The organism is Streptomyces sp. NPDC019396 (assembly GCF_040632375.1).
Lineage (GTDB): Bacteria > Actinomycetota > Actinomycetes > Streptomycetales > Streptomycetaceae > Streptomyces.
Window position 1 is genome coordinate 73,156 of record NZ_JBEYBS010000018.1, and the last position, 21,643, is coordinate 94,798.

Here is a 21,643-nt window from a genome sequence, read left to right on the forward strand (position 1 = left end):
CTCTGCATAGTTATACCCATCACGTCATGCACCGTAAGGAGAAACCCGTGACCGAGCGCGTCGTACTCGCCTACTCGGGCGGTCTGGACACCTCCGTCGCCATCGGCTGGATCGCCGAGGAGACGGGCGCCGAGGTCATCGCCGTTGCCGTGGACGTCGGCCAGGGCGGCGAGGACCTGGACGTCATCCGCAAGCGTGCGCTCGCCTGCGGTGCCGTCGAGGCGGAGGTCGCGGACGCCAAGAACGAGTTCGCCGATGAGTACTGCCTTCCGGCGATCAAGGCGAACGCCCTGTACATGGACCGCTACCCGCTGGTCTCCGCCCTCTCCCGGCCGACCATCGTCAAGCACCTCGTGGCCGCCGCGAAGAAGCACGGCGCTTCGATCGTGGCCCACGGCTGCACCGGCAAGGGCAACGACCAGGTCCGCTTCGAGGCCGGCATCGCCTCCCTCGCGCCCGACCTGAAGTGCATCGCCCCGGTCCGTGACTACGCCATGACCCGGGACAAGGCGATCGCCTTCTGCGAGGAGAAGCAGCTCCCGATCGCGACCACCAAGAAGTCCCCGTACTCCATCGACCAGAACGTCTTCGGGCGCGCCGTCGAGACCGGCTTCCTCGAGGACATCTGGAACGCGCCGATCGAGGACATCTACGAGTACACCTCCAACCCCGCGGTCTCGCGTGAGCCCGACGAAGTGATCGTCTCCTTCAAGGAAGGCGTCCCGGTCGCCATCGACGGCAAGCCCGTCACCGTGCTGCAGGCCATCCAGCAGCTCAACGACCGTGCCGGCGCCCAGGGCATCGGCCGGATCGACATGGTCGAGGACCGTCTCGTCGGCATCAAGTCCCGCGAGGTCTACGAAGCCCCGGGCGCGATCGCGCTGATCACCGCCCACCAGGAGCTGGAGAACGTCACGGTCGAGCGGGAGCTCGCCCGCTACAAGCGGCAGGTCGAGCAGCGCTGGGGCGAGCTCGTCTACGACGGCCTGTGGTTCTCGCCGCTCAAGCGGGCCCTGGAAGGCTTCATCGATGAGGCCAACCAGCACGTCACCGGCGACATCCGGATGACCCTGCACGGTGGCCGTGCCGTTGTCACCGGCCGGAGGTCCGAGCAGTCGCTGTACGACTTCAACCTCGCCACCTACGACTCGGGCGACACCTTCGACCAGTCCAAGGCGCAGGGCTTCATCGACATCTTCGGCCTGTCGTCGAAGATCGCCGCGAAGCGCGACCTCGCCTGATTCCATACGCGTACCGCCGCCGCCTCCCCGCCGGTCAGTGGCAGGGAGGCGGCGGCATATCCAAAGCCCGGCACGGGTCCGGCACGTCTTGAGGAGCAACAGCTGTGAGCAGCAACAACGGTGACGTCCGGCTCTGGGGCGGCCGGTTCGCCGACGGTCCGTCCGAGGCGCTGGCCCTGCTGTCCGCGTCGGTTCACTTCGACTGGCGTCTCGCGCCGTACGACATCGCGGGTTCCCGTGCCCACGCCCGTGTCCTGCGCAAGGCGGGCCTGCTCACCGCCGACGAGCTGGAGAGCATGCTCGCCGGGCTCGCCCGGCTCGAAGCGGACGTGGCATCCGGCGCGTTCACCGGCACCGTCGCCGACGAGGACGTCCACACCGCCCTGGAGCGCGGCCTGCTGGAGCGGCTCGGCCCCGACCTGGGCGGCAAGCTGCGGGCCGGCCGGTCCCGCAACGACCAGGTCGCCACCCTCTTCCGGATGTATCTGCGCGACCACGCCCGGATCATCGGCGGACTGATCGCCGACCTCCAGGACGCGCTGGTCGGGCTCGCCGAGGCGCACCCGGACGTCGCCATGCCCGGCCGCACCCACCTCCAGCACGCCCAGCCCGTGCTGTTCGCCCACCATGTGCTGGCCCATGTCCAGGCACTCTCCCGGGACGCCGAGCGGCTGCGGCAGTGGGACGAGCGTACGGCGGTCTCCCCGTACGGCTCCGGCGCGCTCGCCGGGTCCTCGCTGGGGCTCGACCCCGAGGCGGTCGCCCGGGACCTCGGCTTCGAGCACGGCTCGGCCGGCAACTCGATCGACGGCACGGCATCCCGTGACTTCGTCGCCGAGTTCGCCTTCATCACGGCGATGATCGGTGTGAACCTGTCCCGGATCGCCGAGGAGATCATCATCTGGAACACGAAGGAGTTCTCCTTCGTGACCCTCCACGACGCCTTCTCCACCGGCTCGTCGATCATGCCGCAGAAGAAGAACCCGGACATCGCCGAGCTGGCCCGGGGCAAGTCCGGCCGCCTCATCGGCAATCTGACCGGGCTGCTCGCCACGCTCAAGGCACTCCCGCTCGCGTACAACCGCGACCTCCAGGAGGACAAGGAGCCCGTCTTCGACTCCTGCGACCAGCTGGAAGTGCTGCTCCCCGCCTTCACCGGGATGATGGCGACACTGACCGTCAACCGGGAGCGAATGGAAGAGCTCGCTCCCGCGGGGTTCTCGCTGGCCACCGACATCGCCGAGTGGCTGGTCAGGCAGGGTGTGCCGTTCCGGGTCGCGCACGAGGTCGCGGGCGGGTGCGTCAAGGAGTGCGAGGCGCACGGAATCGAGCTCGACCAGCTCACCGACGACCAGTTCGCCAAGATCTCCCCGTATCTGACGCCCGAGGTCCGCACCGTGCTGAACGTCCCGGGCTCGCTGGCCTCCCGCAGCGGGCGGGGCGGCACCGCGCCATCGGCCGTCGCCGTCCAGCTCGCCGAGGTCAAGGCGGACCTGGCCACCCAGCACGCCTGGGCCGCCGCCAGGCGGTAGCCGGGGTGCCCGGCACGCCGGCGACAGGATGTCGACATGCCGGCGACATGAGGTGACGCGTTCCGGCCGCATGGGCAGGGCCCTGTCGGAGAGCGGGCGGACGCGAGATATCTTGATGTCGAGCAATGTTGCAGAACGTGGAGACGTGGAGCGGAGCGCACGGTGACTGACTCGACCATCATCTATACGCACACTGACGAGGCTCCGGCCCTCGCGACGTATTCGTTCCTGCCGGTGATCCAGGCGTACGCCGAGGCCGCCGGGGTCACTGTGGAGACCCGTGACATCTCCCTGGCCGGACGGATCATCGCCGCGTTCCCGGAGCGCCTCGACGAGAGCCAGCGGGTCGGCGACGCCCTCGCCGAGCTCGGTGAGCTGGCCAAGACGCCCAGTGCGAACATCATCAAGCTGCCGAACATCTCGGCCTCGATCCCGCAGCTGAAGGCGGCCGTCGCCGAGCTCCAGCAGCAGGGCTACGCGCTGCCGGACTACCCGGACGACCCGAAGTCGGACGAGGAGCGCGACGTCCGCGCCCGTTACGACAAGATCAAGGGCAGCGCCGTCAACCCGGTCCTGCGCGAGGGCAACTCGGACCGCCGCGCCCCCGCGTCGGTCAAGAACTACGCCAAGGCCCACCCGCACCGCATGGGCGCCTGGACCCCCGAGTCCAAGACCAACGTCGCCACCATGGGCGTGGACGACTTCCGGTCCACCGAGAAGTCCGTGGTGATCTCCGCGGCCGGCTCGCTGCGTATCGAGCTCAAGGGCGACGACGGCTCCACCACGGTGCTGCGTGAGTCCGTGCCGGTCCAGGCGGGCGAGGTCGTGGACGCCTCCGTGATGCGGGTCGCCGCGCTGCGCGAGTTCCTCACCGCGCAGATCGTCAGGGCCAAGGCGGAGGGCGTGCTGTTCTCCGTGCACCTCAAGGCCACGATGATGAAGGTCTCCGACCCGATCGTCTTCGGTCACGTGGTGCGGGCCTTCTTCCCGAAGACCTTCGCGAAGTACGGCGAGGTGCTCGCCTCAGCGGGCCTCACCCCCAACGACGGTCTCGGCGGAATCTTCAAGGGCCTGGAGGGGCTTCCCGAGGGCGCCGAGATCAAGGCGTCCTTCGACGCCGAGCTCGCCGAGGGCCCGGAGCTGGCCATGGTCGACTCCGACCGCGGCATCACCAACCTGCATGTCCCGTCCGACGTGATCGTGGACGCCTCCATGCCGGCAATGATCCGCACCTCCGGCCACATGTGGGGACCGGACGGTCAGGAGCACGACACCCTCGCCGTCCTCCCGGACAGCAGCTACGCCGGTGTCTACCAGGTCGCCGTCGACGACTGCCGCGCCAACGGCGCCTACGACCCGTCGACCATGGGCTCGGTCCCGAACGTCGGTCTGATGGCGCAGAAGGCCGAGGAGTACGGCAGCCACGACAAGACCTTCGAGATCCCGGTGACAGGCACCGTCCGCCTGGTCGACGAGGCCGGTAACGCCCTCATCGAGCAGACGGTCTCCGCCGGCGACATCTTCCGCGCCTGCCAGACCAAGGACGCCCCGATCAAGGACTGGGTGAAGCTGGCCGTCACCCGCGCCCGCGCCACCGGCGACCCGGCGGTGTTCTGGCTGGACGAGACCCGCGCGCACGACGCCAACCTGATCGCCAAGGTCAAGCAGTACCTGACCGAGCACGACACCGAGGGCCTGGACATCAGGATCCTTTCCCCGGTCGAGGCGACCAAGCTGTCCGTGGAGCGCATCCGCCGCGGCGAGAACACCATCTCGGTGACCGGCAACGTGCTGCGTGACTACCTCACCGACCTCTTCCCGATCCTGGAGCTGGGCACCAGCGCCAAGATGCTGTCGGTCGTCCCGCTGATGGCGGGTGGCGGCCTCTTCGAGACCGGCGCCGGCGGCTCCGCCCCGAAGCACGTCCAGCAGCTGGTCAAGGAGAACTACCTGCGCTGGGACAGCCTGGGCGAGTTCTTCGCCCTCGTGCCCGCCCTGGAGCAGTACGCGAAGGCCACCGGCAACGCCCGCGCCCAGGTGCTGGCCGACACGCTCGACCGCGCCACCGGCAGCTTCCTCAACGAGGACAAGTCGCCGAGCCGCCGCCTCGGTGGCATCGACAACCGCGGCAGCCACTTCTACCTGGCCCTCTACTGGGCCCAGGAGCTGGCCAGGCAGACGGACGACGCGGAGCTCGCCAAGGCGTTCGCCCCGCTCGCCCGGACGCTGACCGAGCAGGAGTCCGCGATCGTCGACGAGCTGATCGCGGTCCAGGGCTCCCCGGTCGACATCGGCGGCTACTACCAGCCCGACCCGGCCAAGGCCGCCGCCGTCATGCGGCCGTCGGCGACCTTCAACGAGGCGCTCGCCGCCCTCGTCTGACCCTGGGGCCGCGGACACCTCCGCAGACCCGAACCGCCCCCGGCCAGGCTCTCCGCCCGGCCGGGGGCGGTCCTGTCACCGCGGGCTACAGTGCCTCAGCCCAGTCCGCCAGGGCGGCGAAGTCCGGCCGGGCAAGCCCGATGCGGTGGTCGATGTGCAGCAGCAGGGCGCCGGACGGGTGGCGCCGGTCCACGTACTCCCGGTCCAGCCCGGTGATCTCGTCATCGATCCAGGCGAAGGGCCGCCCCGCCGCGTAGTCGAGCACGTACTGCGTCTTCCAGAACGTGCCGCGCGGCGAGGCGCCGTGCATCGCCGGCCAGTCGATGTACGGCAGCTCGGGCAGCCCGAGATGCGGGCCGACCCAGACATTCGCCTCGTCCTTCCAGGTGGTCGCCCACACCAGTTCGTACCACCGCGACAGCGCCAGCAGTTCCTCGCCGTGCCCGTGGTTGAGCCACACCCGCAGCGGCTTCGGGCCCGACCAGCCGCTGGGCTGCATGCGGTGCGTCGTATAGCCGTCGGGCCGTCGCTCGGGTTTCCCCCCGTACGGATTCAGCGGTCCATCGATGTCGATCAGCAGCAGCGGTTTCATTTTCTTATGATCCTCTTCAGTCCTCGGTGAGGCGTCGAAATATCGAGTGAGACATCAACGTCTCATTTGGTGTATGCTTGTCTCATGGCCATGGATCGTGAACAGGTGCTGCGCGCTGCCGCCGCCCTCCTCGCCCGAAAGTCGACCGCCACGATGGACGAGGTCGCACGCGCGGCGGGTATCGGGCGCGCCACCCTGCACCGGCATTTCGCTGGGCGCAGCGCCCTGGTCAAAGCCCTCGAATCGCTTGGTATCCAGGAATTCGAGGCGGCGATCGACCGGGCCGGGATCGACCGGGGGGACACGGTCGACGGGCTCCGCCGGCTGATCGCCGAGATGGAGCCGGTCGCGGACCTCCTCGCCTTCCTCGTCACCGAGAACGAGCTGTTCGAAGGGGACGAGATGGACGAAGGTTGGGCGAGGCTCGACGCCCGCGTATCCGCTCTCTTCCGGCGAGGCCAGGAGGAGGGCGCTTTCCGGATCGACCTCTCGGCCGCATGGCTCACCGAGGCGCTCTACGGCCTCATCGGCAGCTGCGCCTGGGCCGCGATGGACGGCCGGGTCGCCAAGAACGACTTCCAATTCATGATCGCCGAGCTGCTGCTCGGCGGAGCACGACGGAGTGTGCAGAAATGACCACCAGTACCGCCCAGCGCACGAGCGGGACGGACAACACCGTATACCGCCCGGGGCGTTGGCTCGCGCTGGCGGTCCTGGTGCTGGCCGTGCTGCTGGTCGCCGTCGACGCGACCGTGCTCGGCCTCGCGACCCCCTTCCTCAGTGAGGACCTCGAGCCCTCCGGCAACCAGCTCCTGTGGATCGGCGACGTCTATTCGTTCGTCATCGCCGGACTGCTGGTCTCCATGGGCAGCCTCGGCGACCGAATAGGCCGCAAGAAGCTGCTACTGACCGGGGCCACCGCCTTCGGCGCGATCTCCGTCCTCAACGCGTACGCGACCACCCCCGAGATGATGATCTTCGCCCGGGCGCTGCTCGGTGTCGCCGGTGCCACGCTGATGCCGGCCACCCTCGCCCTGATCCGCAACATCTTCCACGACCCGCGCGAGCGCAGTATCGCCATCGGTATCTGGGGCGCCATGGCATCGGCGGGCGCCGCGGTCGGCCCCGTCGTCGGCGGATTCCTGCTGGAGCACTTCTGGTGGGGCTCTGTCTTCCTCATCAACCTTCCGGTGATGGCCGTCCTGGTCCTCGTCGGCATCAAACTCCTGCCGGAGTCCAGGAACCCGGTCGCCGGGCCCTGGGACCTGATCAGCGTCGCGCTGTCCCTCATCGGCATCGTCGGCGTCGTGTACGCCATCAAGGAAGCCGCGAGCGAGGGCCCCACCTGGGGTGCCGCAGCCGCCCTGCTCATCGGTGCGGTCGCGCTCCACGGCTTCGTCCGCAGGCAGCTCTCCCTGCCCGCGCCGCTGCTCGACATGCGGCTGTTCCGCCACCGGGGCTTCTCCGCCGCGGTGCTCGCCGACCTGCTGACCATCCTCGGGCTGTCCGGACTGGTCTTCTTCCTGTCCCAGTTCCTCCAGCTCGTCCAGGGCAGGCAGCCGCTCGAAGCGGGACTCGCGGAACTCCCCGCCGCGATCGGCGCGGTGGTCACCGGTCTGCTCGCGGGCCGGTTCGCCCGGCGGTTCTCCGTACGGTCCGTGGTCGCCGGCGGACTCGGCGCCGTGGGCCTCGCGCTCGCCGTGCTGACCGTCATCGGCCAGTCCACCGGCTACCCGGTGCTCGGCGCCGCCCTGCTCGTGGTGGGTGCCGGCGCGGGATTCTCCTTCACCGTCACGGCCGACGTCATCCTCTCGGCCGTACCCAAGGAGCAGGCCGGCGCCGCGTCCGCGGTCTCCGAGACGGCGTACGAACTCGGCGCCGCCCTCGGTATCGCGCTGCTCGGCTCGATCGTGACGGGCGTCTACCGCGGCTTCACCGTTCCGGCCGGAGTGCCGTCGGACGCGGCGTCCGCGGCTCATGAGTCGCTCGGCGGCGCCGTCGAGACCGCGGCCTCGCTGCCGCACGAGCAGGGCGCCGCGCTCGTCGGCGCTGCCCAGGACGCGTTCGTCGAGGGGCTCAGGCTGGCCTCGGGCGTGGGCGCGGCGGTCCTGGTGGCCACCGCGGTCGCGGCGTGGTTCCTGCTGCGCGGCCAGAAGCTGTCCGACGGCGTCGAGCACTGACGCCCGGTCGTATACGAGAGACGCCTGTTCGTATACGGGAGCGGAACACGCGGAACAGACGGACACGCGGGCACACGGCTCCGCACCACGCGGCTCCCCGGCGCACACAGGCGCCGGGGAGCCGCGTCGTCCGCCGTTCCCGCCGTTCCCGCCGTTCCCGCCGGGGCTCCGGGGCTCCGGGGCCTCAGGCCGCCTTCGCCTTGGTGGCGTACATGTCCACGTACTCCTGGCCGGACAGCTGCATCACCTCGGTCATCACCGAGTCCGTCACGGCTCGCAGCACATAGCGGTCGCGGTCCATGCCCTCGTAGCGGGAGAACTCCATCGGCTCGCCGAACCGGATCGTCACGCGGCCCGGGCGCGGGATGCCCGCGCCACCCGGCTGGAGCTTGTCCGTGCCGATCATCGCGAACGGCACCACCGGCGCACCCGTCATCAGGGTGAGCCGGGCGATACCCGTACGGCCCCGGTAGAGGCGGCCGTCGGGGGAGCGGGTGCCCTCCGGGTAGATACCGAAGACCCTGCCCTCCTCCAGCACCCGGCGGCCCGTCATCAGGGCCGCGACCCCGCCGTTCGCGCCGTCCCGGTCCACCGGGATCATGCCGACCCCGGTGAAGAACCAGGCCATCAGCCGGCCCTTCAGGCCCTTGCCGGTGACGTACTCGTCCTTGCCGATGAAGAACACCGGCCGGTCGCACACGAGGGGCAGGACCATCGAGTCGATGAACGTGAGGTGGTTGCCGGCGAGGATGACGGGACCGTCCGCTGGGATGTGCTGGACGCCTTCCACCCGTGGGCGGAACATCAGGCGCAGGAACGGTCCTAGCACTGCCTTGATGAGCGACAAGCGGGACAACGGGTCCTCCGAAGTCGTGGAGCAGTCGGTGCGGCCGACAAAGTCCTTGCAGGTGAGGACGATACTCGCGAGTCAGGGTCGGACGCACATGGGGTTCACGGACCAGATACACAGTGTTGACCTGAGTTTGGGACGCGTTTGCCCTGGGTCTCCCTCATGTCACGCCCAGCGACCTAGGTTGGAGTGCCTCATATCCGATTTCCCGATTCCCCCCGAGGGCCCCACGGAGGATCACTCATGGCTCAGGTCGAAGGCACGACTCCCGGACGCCGGACCGTACTCGGTGCGGCGGTGGCCGGTTCAGCGACTCTCGGCGCGGTCGGTATCGGCGGGGCCATGGCGACCGGAGCCGAGGCCGCCGAACCCGCCGGACGCCACGGTCACCGGCAGCTCCCCGTCCCCACGGTCATCGCGCACCGCGGTGCCAGCGGCTACCGCCCCGAGCACACACTCGGCTCGTACCAGCTCGCCCTCGACATGGGCGCGCACGTCATCGAGCAGGACCTCGTGCCCACCAAGGACGGCCATCTGGTCTGCCGCCACGAGAACGACATCACCGGCACCACGGACGTCGCCACCCACCCCGAGTTCGCCTCCCGCAAGACCACCAAGACCGTCGACGGCATCAGCGTCACCGGCTGGTTCACCGAGGACTTCACGCTCACGGAGCTCAGGACCCTGCGGGCCAAGGAACGGATCCCCGCCACCCGTCAGGAGAACACCCTCTACGACGGGCGCTGGCAGATCCCCACCTTCGAGGACGTCCTGCGCTGGGCCGACAAGGAGGGCCGCAGGCGGGGCCGTCCGGTATGGCTGCATGTGGAGACCAAGCACCCCTCGTACTTCCGCGGCATCGGCCTCGGACTCGAGGAACCGCTCGCGAAGCTGCTGCGCCGCTACGGCCGCCACCGCGCCGACTCTCCCGTCTTCCTCCAGTCGTTCGAGCCCAGCAGCGTCCAGAGGCTCGCGCGGCTGGTCTCGTCGCCGCGCGTCGTGCTGCTCTCCGGCGCCACCACTCGGCCCTGGGACTTCGTACTGGCGGGCGACCCGCGTACGGTCGCGGACCTGGTCAGGCCCGATGGCCTGGAGTGGATGGCCTCGTACGCCCAGGGGATCGGCCCCACGCTCGACCTGATCATCCCGAGGGACGCCGAAGGCAGGCTCGGCACGCCGACCACCCTCGTCCGGGACGCGCACGCCAAGGGCCTGATCCTGCACCCGTACACGATGCGGAACGAGAACGCCTTCCTGCCCGCCGACTTCCGGCGCGGCACCGATCCCAACGCCTACGGTGACGCGTTCGGCGCCTTCCGGGTCTACTTCGAGCAGGGCATAGACGGCATCTTCACCGACAACGCGGACACCGGACTGCTGGCCCGGGCGGACTTCGTCAGCGGCTGACGGCGTCGCTCATTCGGTCGGGTGAGAACGCGGCACGGCCGAAACCCGGGACCTCGCGGTGACGTCACGCCGGGCATGACCCCCTATCCCTCCACGTCCCCGTCCCGCTCCGGAGCACTGGTGGAGCTGCTGCGGCCGCTCGTCGCCGCGGAGGCCGACGCCGAGGCACAGGACGGTGCCCTGGAGCCCGCGGACCTCGAACAGGACGTGTGGGTACGCCTCCTTGAGCGGCTCGCCGCCGTGGGACCGCCCCGGGACGCGGCGGCCTGGGTCCGGGGCGCCGTTCGCGACGAGGCGCGCAGGGCCCGCCTGAGGGCCCTGCGCGAGCGGGCCTTCACCGACGAACCGGCAGCGGGCCCCGCCGGCTGCCCCGAACGGGCCCTGCTCGTCGCCGAGGGGCACCGTACGCTCCGGGCCGCGGTGGCCCGTACTCCCGGACCCTGTCCACGGCTGCTGACGGCCCTCCTGTCCCCGGCGGACCCCACATACCGGGAGATCGCAGGGCAGTTGGGTATCTCACAGGGAAGTCTGGGACCGACTCGTTCCCGTTGCCTGGGATGTCTGCGCAGAATGCTCGCGGCAGAGGTTGCAGCTCCTGAACTCCGGGGAAAGGAGCGGTAGACAACCGGGTGAAGGTGAGTGGAGGCGCGCCACACATGGGCATGAGCGTGAGCATCACAGCGGCGGCGGTTCAGGACGCCGAGCACATCCTCAAGCTTCAGTACCTGTGCTATCAGAGCGAGGCGGCACTCTACGGCGACTACGGCATCGAGCCCCTCACCCAGACCCTCGAGGACCTCAGGGCCGAGCTGGCCCGGGGCCACGCGCTGGTGGCCCGCCTCGGCGACGAGGTGATCGCGTCCGTGCGCGGTGAGGTCGACGAGGCGGGCGTCGCACGCATCGCCAAGCTCATCGTCCATCCCCGTATGCAGCGCCACGGCCTGGGGGGCCGGCTGCTCGGCGCGATCGAGACGCACTTCGCGGCGGAGGCGGCGGCCAAGCGCTTCCAGCTCTTCACCGGGCACCGCAGCGACCGCAACCTGCGCCTCTACCGTCGCCACGGCTACGCACCGGTGTCGGAGCTGTCCGCGGGGCCCCGGCTGACCGTGATCACGCTGGAGAAGAGAGTCGGTACGGCGGAGGGCGCTCCGGGACGGAGCGCGGGGGAGTACACCACCAGCGCGTGACGCCGCTGTGCGACGGTTGACAGTCGTCTCAGCGCCTGGACGTGCGCAGCCAGACCATTCCGGTGATCGGCAGCAGCACCGGAATGAAGAGGTAGCCCATGCCGTAGTCGGTCCACACCGTGGCGTCCGGGAACGCGGCCGGATCCGCCAGCGTCCAGGTGCCCACCGTCAGCACGCCGACCAGCTCGGCGGCGCACGACAGCAGCGCCGCCCTGCGGGCCGTCTCACCCCCGCGCACCAGGGTGTACGTGATGAACGCGTAGACCACGGCGGCCATCGCCGACAGGGAGTAGGCCAGCGGCGCGTGCTCGTACTCGGTGGCGATCTGGTAGATGGAGCGGGACACGGCGCCCACCGACATCACCCCGTACAGCCACACCACGAGCAGTCCGGGCCCGTGGACCAGCCGGGTCCGCGAGCCGTCCGGCCGCTCTCCGGCGTTGTCCCCGGTGCCGGTGCCGGTGCCTGCCGCGGAGCGGGTCGGGTCCGTCATGCTCAGGCCTTCCAGATGTCGTAGAGCCGCACTTCCAGCACCGCGAGCACCACCGCGCCCGCCGCGACCGTCACCGAACCCCAGCGGGTCCGCTCGCTCAGGGAGAGGAAGCCGGCCGCCGGAATCGCCACGAAGGCGCCGATCAGATACGAGATGAAGATCACCGAACCCTGATCGGCCTCCTCGCCGAGGGCGAGCTGCACGATGCCCGTGACCAGTTGGGCCAGCGCCAGGACCGTCACCACGGCCATGCCGATGAAGTGCCAGTCCTTCGTCGGCTGGTCCCGGAACGCGGCATAGCCGCACCAGGCGGCGAGGGCGAGGGCGGCCACCGAGAGGGCGACCGTCAGGGCGTCGAGCATGCAGCCGAGAGTATTACGGGCCGAAATGCGCGGAGCGCTCGGCCCCCGTGGCCTCTGCAACGCCGGAGGAGCATGGACCACGCATCCGTGGCCTTGACTACAGAGAATCAGTGGCACCGTCGTGAGGGCAGGGCGTACCGCCAGGGATTCTCGGGCATCGGAGCAGGTCAACGGTCTGGGGCACACGCTGCCGGGACGACACAGGTATTCCGCTATCTGGACGTTTGAGTCCCGAAATGCGGACAGCCGAGATCGGCTCGGATGCTTGTCTGCTTTACTGGGCCGCATGACCACGACGAGCAGCCGCACCCTTGCGACCGAGGCGCACATGACGCCCGGTGCTCGCTGTATGTGTCGAATGTGCGCTTTCTGAGGGCCCCTGACTGAGCCTCGCGCCCCGAAGCGAGGCCACCGCCCTGCGCACACCGCCCACCGGCCGAATGTGCGGTGTCTCTGCGCCCGTCTGTCTCTGCTGCCTGCTGCCAGGACGACACACAACGACGACACACCACCCATGTCCGGCGCGTCATCGCGCCACGCACTCGACAGTGACGGAATTCCTGTGATCACCACCAAGGGCCTCACGAAGGTCTACCAGTCGCGAGGCCGCGACGTCACCGCTCTGGACGGAGTCGATCTGCACGTCCGGGAGGGCGAGGTCTTCGGCGTCATCGGCCGCAGCGGCGCCGGAAAGTCCTCCCTCATCCGCTGCGTCAACCTGCTCGAGCGGCCCACGGCGGGCACCGTGACCGTCGACGGCGTCGACCTCACGGCCCTCACCGGACGCGGCAACCGCACGGGCAGGGAACTGCGCCAGGCCCGCAGCCGTATCGGCATGGTCTTCCAGCACTTCAACCTGCTGTCCTCGCGGACAGTGAAGGACAACATCGAGCTCCCCCTGGAGATCCTCGGTGCCACCGGCGCCGAGCGTTCCCGGCGCGCCCTCGAACTGCTCGACCTCGTCGGTCTCGCCGACAAGGCCAGGGCTTACCCAGGACAGCTCTCCGGCGGCCAGAAGCAGCGCGTCGGCATCGCCCGCGCGCTGGCAGGGAACCCGAAGGTGCTGCTCTCCGACGAGGCCACCAGCGCTCTCGACCCCGAGACCACCCGGTCCATCCTCGAGCTGCTGCGCGACCTCAACCGGCAGCTCGGTCTGACCGTCCTGCTCATCACGCACGAGATGGACGTCGTGAAGTCCGTCTGCGACTCGGCAGCCCTGATGGAGCACGGCCGGATCGTGGAGTCCGGCACGGTGAGCGAACTGCTCGCCACACCGGGGTCGGAACTCGCCAGGGAGCTGTTCCCGGTGACCGGCGACGCCACCGGCCCGGACCGTACGGTCGTTGATGTCACCTTCCAGGGCGACACCACCACCCAGCCCGTGATCTCTCAGCTCTCGCGCACCTACAACATCGACATCTCGATCCTCGGCGCCGCGATGGACACCGTCGCCGGGAGGCAGATCGGCCGGATGCGCATCGAACTGCCGGGGCGCTACGAGGACAACGTCGTGCCCGTCGGCTTCCTGCGCGAACAGGGTCTCCAGGTCGAGATCGTCGAGCACGGACCCGACGAGGCCGGTGGGGTCCCCACGCCGCGCCCCGAACTGGTGAAGGAGACCGCGCAGTGACCTGGCCGGAGATGCAGCCGCTGCTGACCCAGGGCACCATCGACACCCTCTACATGGTGTTGTGGTCCACGGTCGTCACCGTCATCGGCGGACTTCCGCTGGGAGTCCTGCTGGTCCTCACCGACAAGGGCGGACTGCTCCAGAACACCCCGGTGAACAAGGCCGTCGGCGTGGTCGTGAACATCGGGCGCTCGCTGCCGTTCATCATCCTGCTCATCGCGCTGATCCCCTTCACCACCGCGGTGGTCGGCACCTTCATCGGCCCGACGGCCATGATCGTGCCGCTCGCCGTCGGGGCCATCCCCTTCTTCGCGCGGCTCGTCGAAACGGCGATCCGCGAGGTCGACCACGGACTGGTCGAAGCGGTCCAGTCCATGGGCGGCTCCATACCGACGATCATCCGCAAGGTGCTGCTCCCACAGGCCCTGCCCTCGATCGTCGCCGCCGTCACCACCACCGTGATCGTCCTCGTCGGCTATTCGGCGATGGCGGGCGCGGTCGGCGGCGAGGGGCTCGGATCCAAGGCCGTCACCTACGGCTTCCAGCGGTTCGAGACCTCGTTCATGCTCATCACCGTCGTCATCCTGATCGCCATCGTCACGGCCGTTCAGCTGATCGGTGACGGAGTCGTACGGCTGCTGGCCCGCCGGGGCCGCACCGCCTGATCTGCCCGATCCGACCGAGCGCAGCTCCGCTTCACCTTTCCCCGGCACACCCGCGCGCCCGCACTCCTTGTCCGGGCGTCAGTACTGCACCATCAGAAAGAGGCACTTTTCGTGCGCAACCACCGCAAGTACACCAAGCTCACCGCCACCGCGGCAGCCGCCGCCGCGCTCACCCTCGGCCTGACCGCCTGCGGCACGGCCTCCGACCCGGGCACGAAGTCCGGCTCCGGTGACAAGGCCGCGGCAGCGAACGAGCCGCTCGTCGTCGCGGCGTCCCCGACCCCGCACGCCGACATCCTCGAGTACGTCAAGAAGAACCTGGCCGCCAAGGCCGGGCTCACGCTGGAGATCAGGGAGTTCACGGACTACGTCCTGCCCAACAACGCCACCCAGCAGGGCCAGGTCGACGCCAACTTCTTCCAGCACAAGCCGTACCTGGACGACTTCAACAAGAAGAACAAGACCACCATCGTCCCGGTCGTCAACGTGCATCTGGAGCCCCTCGGCCTCTACTCCGGCAAGGCCAAGTCCCTCAAGGACATCAAGGCAGGCCAGACCGTCGCCGTACCCAACGACACCACCAACGAGGGCCGCGCGCTCAAGCTGCTGGCCGACAACGGCCTGATCACCCTCAAGGCGGGCGCCGGTGCCGACGCCAGGCTCTCCGACATCACCGACAAGAAGGGCCTGGAGTTCAAGGAGCTGGAGGCCGCCACGCTGCCCCGCGCCCTGAACGACGTCGATGCCGCCGTCATCAACGGCAACTACGCCATCGAGGCCGACCTCGCGCCCGCCAAGGACGCCCTGGCACTGGAGAAGGCGGATGGCAACCCGTACGCCAACTTCCTCGCAGTCAAGGAAGGCAACGAGAAGGACGTGCGGGTGCAGAAGCTCGCGAAGCTCCTCAACTCCCCTGAGGTGAAGAAGTACATCGAGGACACGTACAACGGCTCGGTCATCCCCGCCTTCGGTCCCGTCGCGTAGACCGTTCTGCCAACCGTGCGCGGCGGTAAGGCACTTGCCGCCTCGCCGGGAGCGGAAGGCCCCGTGCACCCACAGGGCGAATTCCAGGGGTGCGCGGGGCCTTCGGTGTGTCCCCGACGGGTTCCCGGCGTATCCCAGGCGTACGCACCCCGGCCATGCGCATCCGTCAGTCGATGTTGCATGCTGGGCCTTTACGCGTACGGCCTTTACGACGGTCTCGGCATGGAGCTGCGCATGACTACCCCCTTCCCGGACATCTCCATCAGCACGGAGCGGCTGGTGCTGCGTGCGCTCGAACCCGCCGATGCCCCAGCCCTCGCCGAGATGATGAACGACGAGCAGGTCGCCTCCTGGACCGCCGTTCCCCAGCCCTACACCGAGGCTGCCGCCCGGGAATGGATCAGCGGGTACGCGCCCGCCGAGCGCACCGCGGGACGCGGCCTGGACCTGGCCATCACCGAGTTCCTCACCCAGCGCCTGGTCGGCGTGATCCAGCTCGCCCACACCGACTGGCGGGTGCGCTCCACCGAGATCTCCTACATCGTCGCTCCGTGGGCCCGTGGCGAGGGCTATGCCTCCGAGGCGACGCTCGCCACCGCCCAGTGGCTCTTCCGCGACCAGGGTTTCGAGCGTCTGGAGCTGCGCACCGCCGCCGACAACACCGCGTCCCAGCAGGTGGCCCAGAGGATCGGCTGCATCAGCGAGGGCGTGCTGCGGGGAGCCTGTATAGCCCGCACCCGCACCGACGACGGGGGCTGGGCCGACCAGCGCACCGACTTCATCGTCTGGAGCCTTCTCCCCGAGGATCTCGAAGGCGTAGTCGACCAGGTGACCGATACCGGATATTCCTCCTTCGCCGACTGGAGCTGAGACCGGGTACGCTCACGCTCACGACCTGCGCGACCTGCGGCGACGCGGTGAGCACAGCGAGCATGACGAGTACGGCGACCAGAGCGTCGTCACGCACCCCAACTCACCTCAGCGAAGACCGGGAGACTGACGACGATGGCCGACCGGGTCACGGTGATCGGCTGGGACGGTTCCCCCCTGACCTCGGCAGCCAGGTCCGCCCTGTCCGCCGCCACGCTCGTCGCCGGAGCCGCCCACCACCTGGCGCTTCCCGAGGTACCGGCGAATGCGGAGCGGATACGGCTCGGCAGCCTCGACCTGGCCGCGCGGAGGATCGCGGGGCACCGTGGCAGCCCCGTCGTCATGGCGGACGGCGACCCCGGCCTGTTCGGCGTCGTACGCACCCTGCGAGCACCCCAGCACGGACTCGAGGTCGAGGTCGTGCCCGCGGTCTCTTCCGTCGCCACGGCCTTCGCCCGGGCCGGTATGCCCTGGGACGACGCCCAGCTCGTCGTGGCCCAGAGCCGCACCCTGCGGCGGGCCGTCAACGTCTGCCGGGCACACCCCAAGGTCGCCGTCCTCACATCACCGGGAGCAGGGCCAGCGGAGCTGGCCCTGCTGCTGGAGGGGGTCCACCGCACGTTCGTGATCTGCGAGGAGCTCGGCACCGAACGCGAGCAGGTCACCGTGCTCACCTCCGACAAGGTCGCCGACCACACCTGGCGCGACCCCAACGTCGTCATCGTCATCGGTGGCGCCGCCGCGGTGTCCAGGAGCGGCTGGGCTGCGGGCCGTGACCCCGGCTATCCGCCCGCCGTACGCGGCTGGGCGCTGGCCCCGGAGCCCGGCGGCCCGTCAGCCGGGGAAGGCGAGTCGGTCCAGCTCCGCGCCGCCCAGCTCGCCCGCCTCGGTCCGCGCCTCGGCGACCTCGTCTGGGACATCGGCTGCGGCGGCGGGGACCTCGCCGTCGACGCGGCGCGCTTCGGCGCCGCGGTGATCGCCGTCGACGCCGGCCTGGGCGCATGCGACCGCACGGCCGCAGCGGCCCGCCGCGCCGGCGTCCAGCTCCAGATCGTGCACGGCCGCGCGCCGCATGTGCTGGAGCGGCTGCCCGAACCGGACGTGGTCCGCATCGGTGGCGGGGGAGTACCGGTGGTCACCGCCTGCGTCGACCGTCGCCCCGAACGCATCGTCACCCACGCCTCCACCCGCGACGAGGCCGAGGCGATCGGAGCCGCACTCGCCGACGGCGGCTACAGCGTCGAATGCGCCCTGCTCCAGTCCGTCCAGCTGGATCCCGGCGACTGGTCCGAGCGGGAACGCTCCGTCGTCTTCCTGCTTTCCGGGGAGCAGACGCGCCGAGACCCGGTCCGCCCCGCCCATCAGGGGCCGGACACGGTCCGGGACGACTCCCGCTGAACGCCCTCCGGCCGTCGGCGCGTGCCGCCCGGGGCCTGCCTGATCGCGCCCCCCGCCCCGGTTGGCATGGCCCGGCGCGGTAGGCTGGCCGATCGTTGTACCGCACTGGTGGGGCGTCGAATTCTCTCCCCAGGGCTTCTCCCCCGCTACCGCGGGGGGACCCCAGGGGAGGTCCAGCCAAAGTCCGCAACAGGGGGCCGATTTGGGCCCCGGTGTGGTACGGCGCGACCGGGGGACGCGCAACGTGGCGCAGTCCACAGCCGACCATGGCGGATCCTGCTGCCGTGGACGCGAATGACCAGGACAATGCTGGTGTCTGCGGGCTTTCGTGCCGCGCGGCGCACACGCTCGTTCTTGTTATAGACGGGTGCTTGTGTGCCGCGATCGGGCGCCCCGGGCGAAAGTCTGAAGGAGCACAACCGATGGGCGAGGGGAACGCATGACTGACACCGGCCAGATCCCGGGCGAGGGGCTGCCGGAGAACGCAGGCATGGTGGAGCAGCCGGGCATCCCCGCTCCGGGCGCGTACACCTTCCTCGATCCCTCCGAAGGCGCAGCCGTCGCCGACGACGACGACCTGCTGTTGATGCCGGGCGCGCAGGGCGCCTGGAGCGAACCGCTGCCGGCGGCTCCCGGAAGCGGGCACACGGCCTCTGGGGCGCAGGCCGTCCCACCGGTCGCGCCCGTGGCGTCGCAGCAGGTTCCGGTCGCACGGGCCGTGGCTCCGGACGCCGCCGCGGCGGCCGTACGGGCCGCGGTGCAGCACGCGTCACCGCAGGCGCCGGCGCCCTCCGCGCCTGCGACCCAGGTCCAGGAGGCCGTGGCTGCTCCGGTGCCGCCCGCCGAATCCGTCCTGCCCGAGGTCCAGGCGCCCCTGGCCCCGGAGCCGGTTGCGGCCGAGCCGGTCGTACCCCAGCAGACGGCGCCCCAGCAGCCCGCGCCCCAGCCCGCGGTGCCTCAGCAGGCCGCTGCGCAGCCCGTGCCGCAGCAGATGTCCGCAGCCCCGGAGCCGGTCGTGCCCCAGCAGGTCGCACCGCAGCCGGGACCTGAGACCGGCGCGCACGAGGCCGGCGGCCGGGACTCGGGTTCGCTCGACCTCGGCGGCGTACGAGTCCCGCCGACCTCGTCCACTCCCACCCCGCCGCCCGGACGCCGTCCGCTGCACATGGGGCCCCCGATGCCGGACGCCACCGGTGGTGTGGTGCGCTCGCTCGCGGACCGGGGACCCGCCAGCGCGGCCGGCACTCCCTCGGGGCACACACCGCCGCACCCCATCCCCGTGCGGCAGGCGGGGCCGCCGACCACCGGCCCCGAGTACCTCGACATTCCCCGCGATGAGCCCGCGGAGTTCACCCCGCCTGCGCAACCCGCTGACGCCGCACCGCAGGACGCCACCCCGTGGACGCCCGTCCCTGTGCCGACCTTCACCCCCGCGGAGACGGCGGAACCAGCAGAGACGGCAGAAACCTTCGTCCCGGAAACGCCCGTCGAGGCGCCCGGGCCCGAGATTCTCGCCCCCGAACCCGTCGCATCCGAGCCGGTGGTGCCGCAGGCCGCCGCACAGGAGCCCGCGCAGCCCCTGCCCGCACCGGAACCGGTGGAGCATGTGGCCGCCGCACCCGCGCCGGGGCCCGTGGTCGCCGCTGGTCCCGCGCCGGAGCCCGTGTTCGCGGTTGTCCCGGGACCGCGCGACGGCAGCGCCGGTGATCATGGCGTCGCGCCCCAGGAAGCGTCTGTGGCGGTGGAGCCCGTGGCAGCGGAGCCCCTGGTGGCCGAGCCGCAGCCGGTCGCCGAGCTCCTCGCGGAGCCGGCCACCGCTGGCGAGGGCGCAGTGAACGAAGTGCACACCGAGATCAGCGTGACCACAGAGACGAGCGCGAACATCGAGACCAACGCGCACACCGAGGCGAGCGTGAACGCGGACACCGGCGTGCACAGTGCCGTCGCCGGGACCGGCGCCGACGTCGCGGCGGTCATGGCCGAGCCGGCCGCCGCCGAAGCCCCGGTCGCCGTGACCGCTGCCACTGACACGGCCGCCGCCGAGACGGCGGGCGACGCCGAACCGGTCTCCGCCGCCGCCCCGGGCTACGACGACGCCGAACGCGAGGCGGTTCTGCGTGTGATGCGCGAGCGGCGGGACATCCGCAACGGCTTCCGCAGTGACCCGATCCCGCACGAGGTCCTGCTGCGCGTGCTCGAAGCCGCGCACACCGCGCCCAGCGTGGGGCACTCCCAGCCCTGGGACTTCGTGGTCATCCGCTCCGCCGAGACCCGGCGCACGATGCACGAGCTCGCCCAGCGCCAGCGCGAGGCCTACGCCAAGTCGCTGCCCAAGGGCCGGGCGAAGCAGTTCAAGGAACTCAAGATCGAGGCCATCCTCGAGACCCCGGTGAACATCGTCGTCACCGCCGACCCCACCCGCGGGGGCCGTCACACCCTCGGCCGGCACACCCAGCCGCAGATGGCGCCGTACTCCTCCGCGCTCGCCGTCGAGAACCTCTGGCTCGCCGCGCGCGCCGAGGGCCTCGGCGTCGGCTGGGTCAGCTTCTTCGACGAGCGCGAGATGGTGCGCGCCCTGGGACTGCCCGAGCACCTCGAGGTCGTCGCGTATCTCTGCGTCGGATACGTCGACGAGTTCCCCGAGGAACCCGAACTGATGCAGGCGGGCTGGTCCAAGCGCAGGCCTCTGTCCTGGGTGGTCCACGAGGAGACCTACGGCCGTCGCGCCCTGCCCGGCGAGGAGCCGCACGACCTGCTCCAGGAGACCGTCTCCAACATCCGCCCGCTGGACGCGAAGGCGCTCGGCGAGGCGTGGGAGCGGCAGAAGAGGATGACCAAGCCCTCGGGCGCGCTGGGCATGCTGGAGATCATCTCCGCGCAGCTCGCCGGGCTGTCCCGGATGTGCCCTCCGCCGATCCCGGAGCCCGCCGCGGTCGCGATCTTCGCGGGCGACCACGGGGTGCACGCCCAGGGCGTCACCTCCTGGCCCCAGGAGGTGACCGGCCAGATGGTCGCCAACTTCCTCGGCGGCGGAGCGGTGTGCAACGCCTTCGCCAACCAGGTCGGCGCTGAAGTGTGCGTCATCGACGTGGGCGTCGCGTCCGAGCTGCCGGCCACTCCCGGACTGCTGCCGAGGAAGGTCCGTCCGGGCACGGCCGACTTCACCACGGGTCCCGCGCTCAGCCGCGAGGATGTCATCGCCGCGATCGAGGTCGGCATCGAGACCGCCCGTGATCTGGTCGCCGCGGGCAACAAGGCCCTGCTCACCGGCGAGATGGGCATCGCCAACACCACCGCGTCGGCCGCCCTGATCGCCGTGTACACCGGTGCGGAACCAGCGGAGGTCACCGGCCGCGGCACCGGCATCAACGACGAGATGCACGCCCGCAAGGTCGACGTCGTCCGGCGCGCCCTGGAGCTCCACCAGCCGGACCCGGCCGACCCGGTCGGTGCCCTCGCGGCGGTCGGCGGTCTGGAGCACGCGGCGCTGGTCGGCTTCATCCTCGGCGGTGCCTCGCTGCGTACGCCGGTCATCCTGGACGGGGTCTCCGCGGGCGCCGCGGCACTGGTCGCCCGGGCGGTCGCGCCCGAGGCCCTCGCCGCCTGCATCGCGGGTCACCGCAGTGCCGAGCCCGGCCATGTGGCGGCGCTCAACAAGCTGGGCCTGCGGCCCCTGGTGGATCTGGACCTCCGCCTCGGCGAGGGCACGGGCGCGCTGCTGGCGTTGCCGCTGGTGCAGAGCGCTGCGCGGGCCATGCACGAGGTGGCGACCTTCGACTCCGCGGGCGTCACGGAGAAGTAGCCGGTTGCGCTGTGCGGCACGGGACCTCCGCCGTGTCCCGTGCCGCACAGCGCTGTCCGACCATTCGG

The 21,643-nt window shown here is 70.4% G+C and carries 18 protein-coding genes; 14 read left to right on the forward strand and 4 right to left on the reverse strand.

Annotated elements, in window-relative coordinates; translation table 11 throughout:
* Nucleotides 1-47 precede the first annotated feature (47 nt).
* The 3 genes from ABZ532_RS21180 (at nucleotide 48) to ABZ532_RS21190 (ending at nucleotide 5,155) form a co-directional block, all read left to right on the forward strand.
* A complete protein-coding gene (locus ABZ532_RS21180) occupies nucleotides 48-1,241 on the forward strand; it encodes an argininosuccinate synthase (protein ID WP_361285724.1) in 1,194 nt (397 codons plus the stop codon).
* Nucleotides 1,242-1,345: 104 nt separating this feature from the next.
* Complete coding sequence (gene argH / locus ABZ532_RS21185; protein WP_361285727.1) at nucleotides 1,346-2,773, forward strand: argininosuccinate lyase; 1,428 nt, start codon at nucleotides 1,346-1,348, stop codon at nucleotides 2,771-2,773.
* A gap of 162 nt (nucleotides 2,774-2,935) precedes the next feature.
* A complete protein-coding gene (locus tag ABZ532_RS21190) occupies nucleotides 2,936-5,155 on the forward strand; it encodes an NADP-dependent isocitrate dehydrogenase (RefSeq protein ID WP_361285730.1) in 2,220 nt (739 codons plus the stop codon).
* An 85-nt stretch (nucleotides 5,156-5,240) separates the two neighbouring features.
* Here ABZ532_RS21190 and ABZ532_RS21195 read toward each other — a convergent pair whose 3' ends face one another.
* On the reverse strand, nucleotides 5,241-5,747 hold the full coding sequence (locus ABZ532_RS21195; protein ID WP_361285733.1) for a hypothetical protein: 507 nt from the start codon (nucleotides 5,745-5,747) through the stop codon (nucleotides 5,241-5,243).
* An 84-nt stretch (nucleotides 5,748-5,831) separates the two neighbouring features.
* Between ABZ532_RS21195 and ABZ532_RS21200 the strand changes: the two genes are divergently transcribed.
* Together ABZ532_RS21200 and ABZ532_RS21205 are read left to right on the forward strand one after the other, a co-directional pair.
* Entirely contained in the window at nucleotides 5,832-6,383 is a 552-nt protein-coding gene (locus ABZ532_RS21200; RefSeq protein WP_361285736.1) for a helix-turn-helix domain-containing protein, read from the forward strand.
* Nucleotides 6,380-7,927: an MFS transporter gene (locus ABZ532_RS21205; protein ID WP_361285739.1), complete on the forward strand. Its 1,548-nt coding sequence runs from the start codon at nucleotides 6,380-6,382 to the stop codon at nucleotides 7,925-7,927. Before ABZ532_RS21200 ends, ABZ532_RS21205 begins: the two co-directional genes overlap by 4 nt.
* A 184-nt stretch (nucleotides 7,928-8,111) precedes the next feature.
* Here ABZ532_RS21205 and ABZ532_RS21210 read toward each other — a convergent pair whose 3' ends face one another.
* Entirely contained in the window at nucleotides 8,112-8,846 is a 735-nt protein-coding gene (locus tag ABZ532_RS21210; RefSeq protein ID WP_361285963.1) for a lysophospholipid acyltransferase family protein, read from the reverse strand.
* Between the two features lie 174 nt (nucleotides 8,847-9,020).
* Between ABZ532_RS21210 and ABZ532_RS21215 the strand changes: the two genes are divergently transcribed.
* The 3 genes from ABZ532_RS21215 to ABZ532_RS21225 all read left to right on the forward strand — a co-directional run bounded on the left by ABZ532_RS21215 (nucleotide 9,021) and on the right by ABZ532_RS21225 (nucleotide 11,371).
* Nucleotides 9,021-10,184 carry a glycerophosphodiester phosphodiesterase gene (locus ABZ532_RS21215; protein WP_361285742.1) on the forward strand — a complete coding sequence of 388 codons (1,164 nt, stop codon included), beginning with the start codon at nucleotides 9,021-9,023 and terminating at the stop codon, nucleotides 10,182-10,184.
* Nucleotides 10,185-10,259: 75 nt separating this feature from the next.
* Entirely contained in the window at nucleotides 10,260-10,805 is a 546-nt protein-coding gene (locus tag ABZ532_RS21220) for a sigma-70 family RNA polymerase sigma factor (protein WP_361285745.1), read from the forward strand.
* A 35-nt stretch (nucleotides 10,806-10,840) separates the two neighbouring features.
* Nucleotides 10,841-11,371, forward strand: coding sequence for a GNAT family N-acetyltransferase (locus ABZ532_RS21225; protein WP_361285748.1), 531 nt, complete (start codon nucleotides 10,841-10,843; stop codon nucleotides 11,369-11,371).
* A gap of 28 nt (nucleotides 11,372-11,399) precedes the next feature.
* On the opposite strand, the gene ABZ532_RS21230 is transcribed toward ABZ532_RS21225, so the two are convergent.
* Nucleotides 11,400-11,864, reverse strand: a complete 465-nt coding sequence (locus ABZ532_RS21230; RefSeq protein WP_361285752.1) for a hypothetical protein — start codon at nucleotides 11,862-11,864, stop codon at nucleotides 11,400-11,402.
* Between the two features lie 2 nt (nucleotides 11,865-11,866).
* A complete protein-coding gene (locus tag ABZ532_RS21235; RefSeq protein WP_361285755.1) occupies nucleotides 11,867-12,226 on the reverse strand; it encodes a hypothetical protein in 360 nt (119 codons plus the stop codon).
* A 562-nt stretch (nucleotides 12,227-12,788) separates the two neighbouring features.
* Here ABZ532_RS21235 and ABZ532_RS21240 point away from each other — a divergent pair.
* The 6 genes from ABZ532_RS21240 to cobT all read left to right on the forward strand — a co-directional run bounded on the left by ABZ532_RS21240 (nucleotide 12,789) and on the right by cobT (nucleotide 21,575).
* Nucleotides 12,789-13,856 carry an ATP-binding cassette domain-containing protein gene (locus ABZ532_RS21240; RefSeq protein WP_361285966.1) on the forward strand — a complete coding sequence of 356 codons (1,068 nt, stop codon included), beginning with the start codon at nucleotides 12,789-12,791 and terminating at the stop codon, nucleotides 13,854-13,856.
* Nucleotides 13,853-14,521: a methionine ABC transporter permease gene (locus tag ABZ532_RS21245; protein WP_361285758.1), complete on the forward strand. Its 669-nt coding sequence runs from the start codon at nucleotides 13,853-13,855 to the stop codon at nucleotides 14,519-14,521. The genes ABZ532_RS21240 and ABZ532_RS21245 overlap by 4 nt, the downstream gene beginning before the upstream one ends.
* A 111-nt stretch (nucleotides 14,522-14,632) precedes the next feature.
* Complete coding sequence (locus ABZ532_RS21250; protein ID WP_361285761.1) at nucleotides 14,633-15,505, forward strand: MetQ/NlpA family ABC transporter substrate-binding protein; 873 nt, start codon at nucleotides 14,633-14,635, stop codon at nucleotides 15,503-15,505.
* Between the two features lie 234 nt (nucleotides 15,506-15,739).
* Entirely contained in the window at nucleotides 15,740-16,375 is a 636-nt protein-coding gene (locus ABZ532_RS21255) for a GNAT family N-acetyltransferase (protein ID WP_361285764.1), read from the forward strand.
* 135 nt (nucleotides 16,376-16,510) lie between these two features.
* Nucleotides 16,511-17,773 carry a precorrin-6y C5,15-methyltransferase (decarboxylating) subunit CbiE gene (cbiE, locus tag ABZ532_RS21260; RefSeq protein WP_361285768.1) on the forward strand — a complete coding sequence of 421 codons (1,263 nt, stop codon included), beginning with the start codon at nucleotides 16,511-16,513 and terminating at the stop codon, nucleotides 17,771-17,773.
* Nucleotides 17,774-18,212: 439 nt separating this feature from the next.
* Entirely contained in the window at nucleotides 18,213-21,575 is a 3,363-nt protein-coding gene (cobT, locus tag ABZ532_RS21265; RefSeq protein ID WP_361285771.1) for a nicotinate-nucleotide--dimethylbenzimidazole phosphoribosyltransferase, read from the forward strand.
* Nucleotides 21,576-21,643 lie beyond the last annotated feature (68 nt).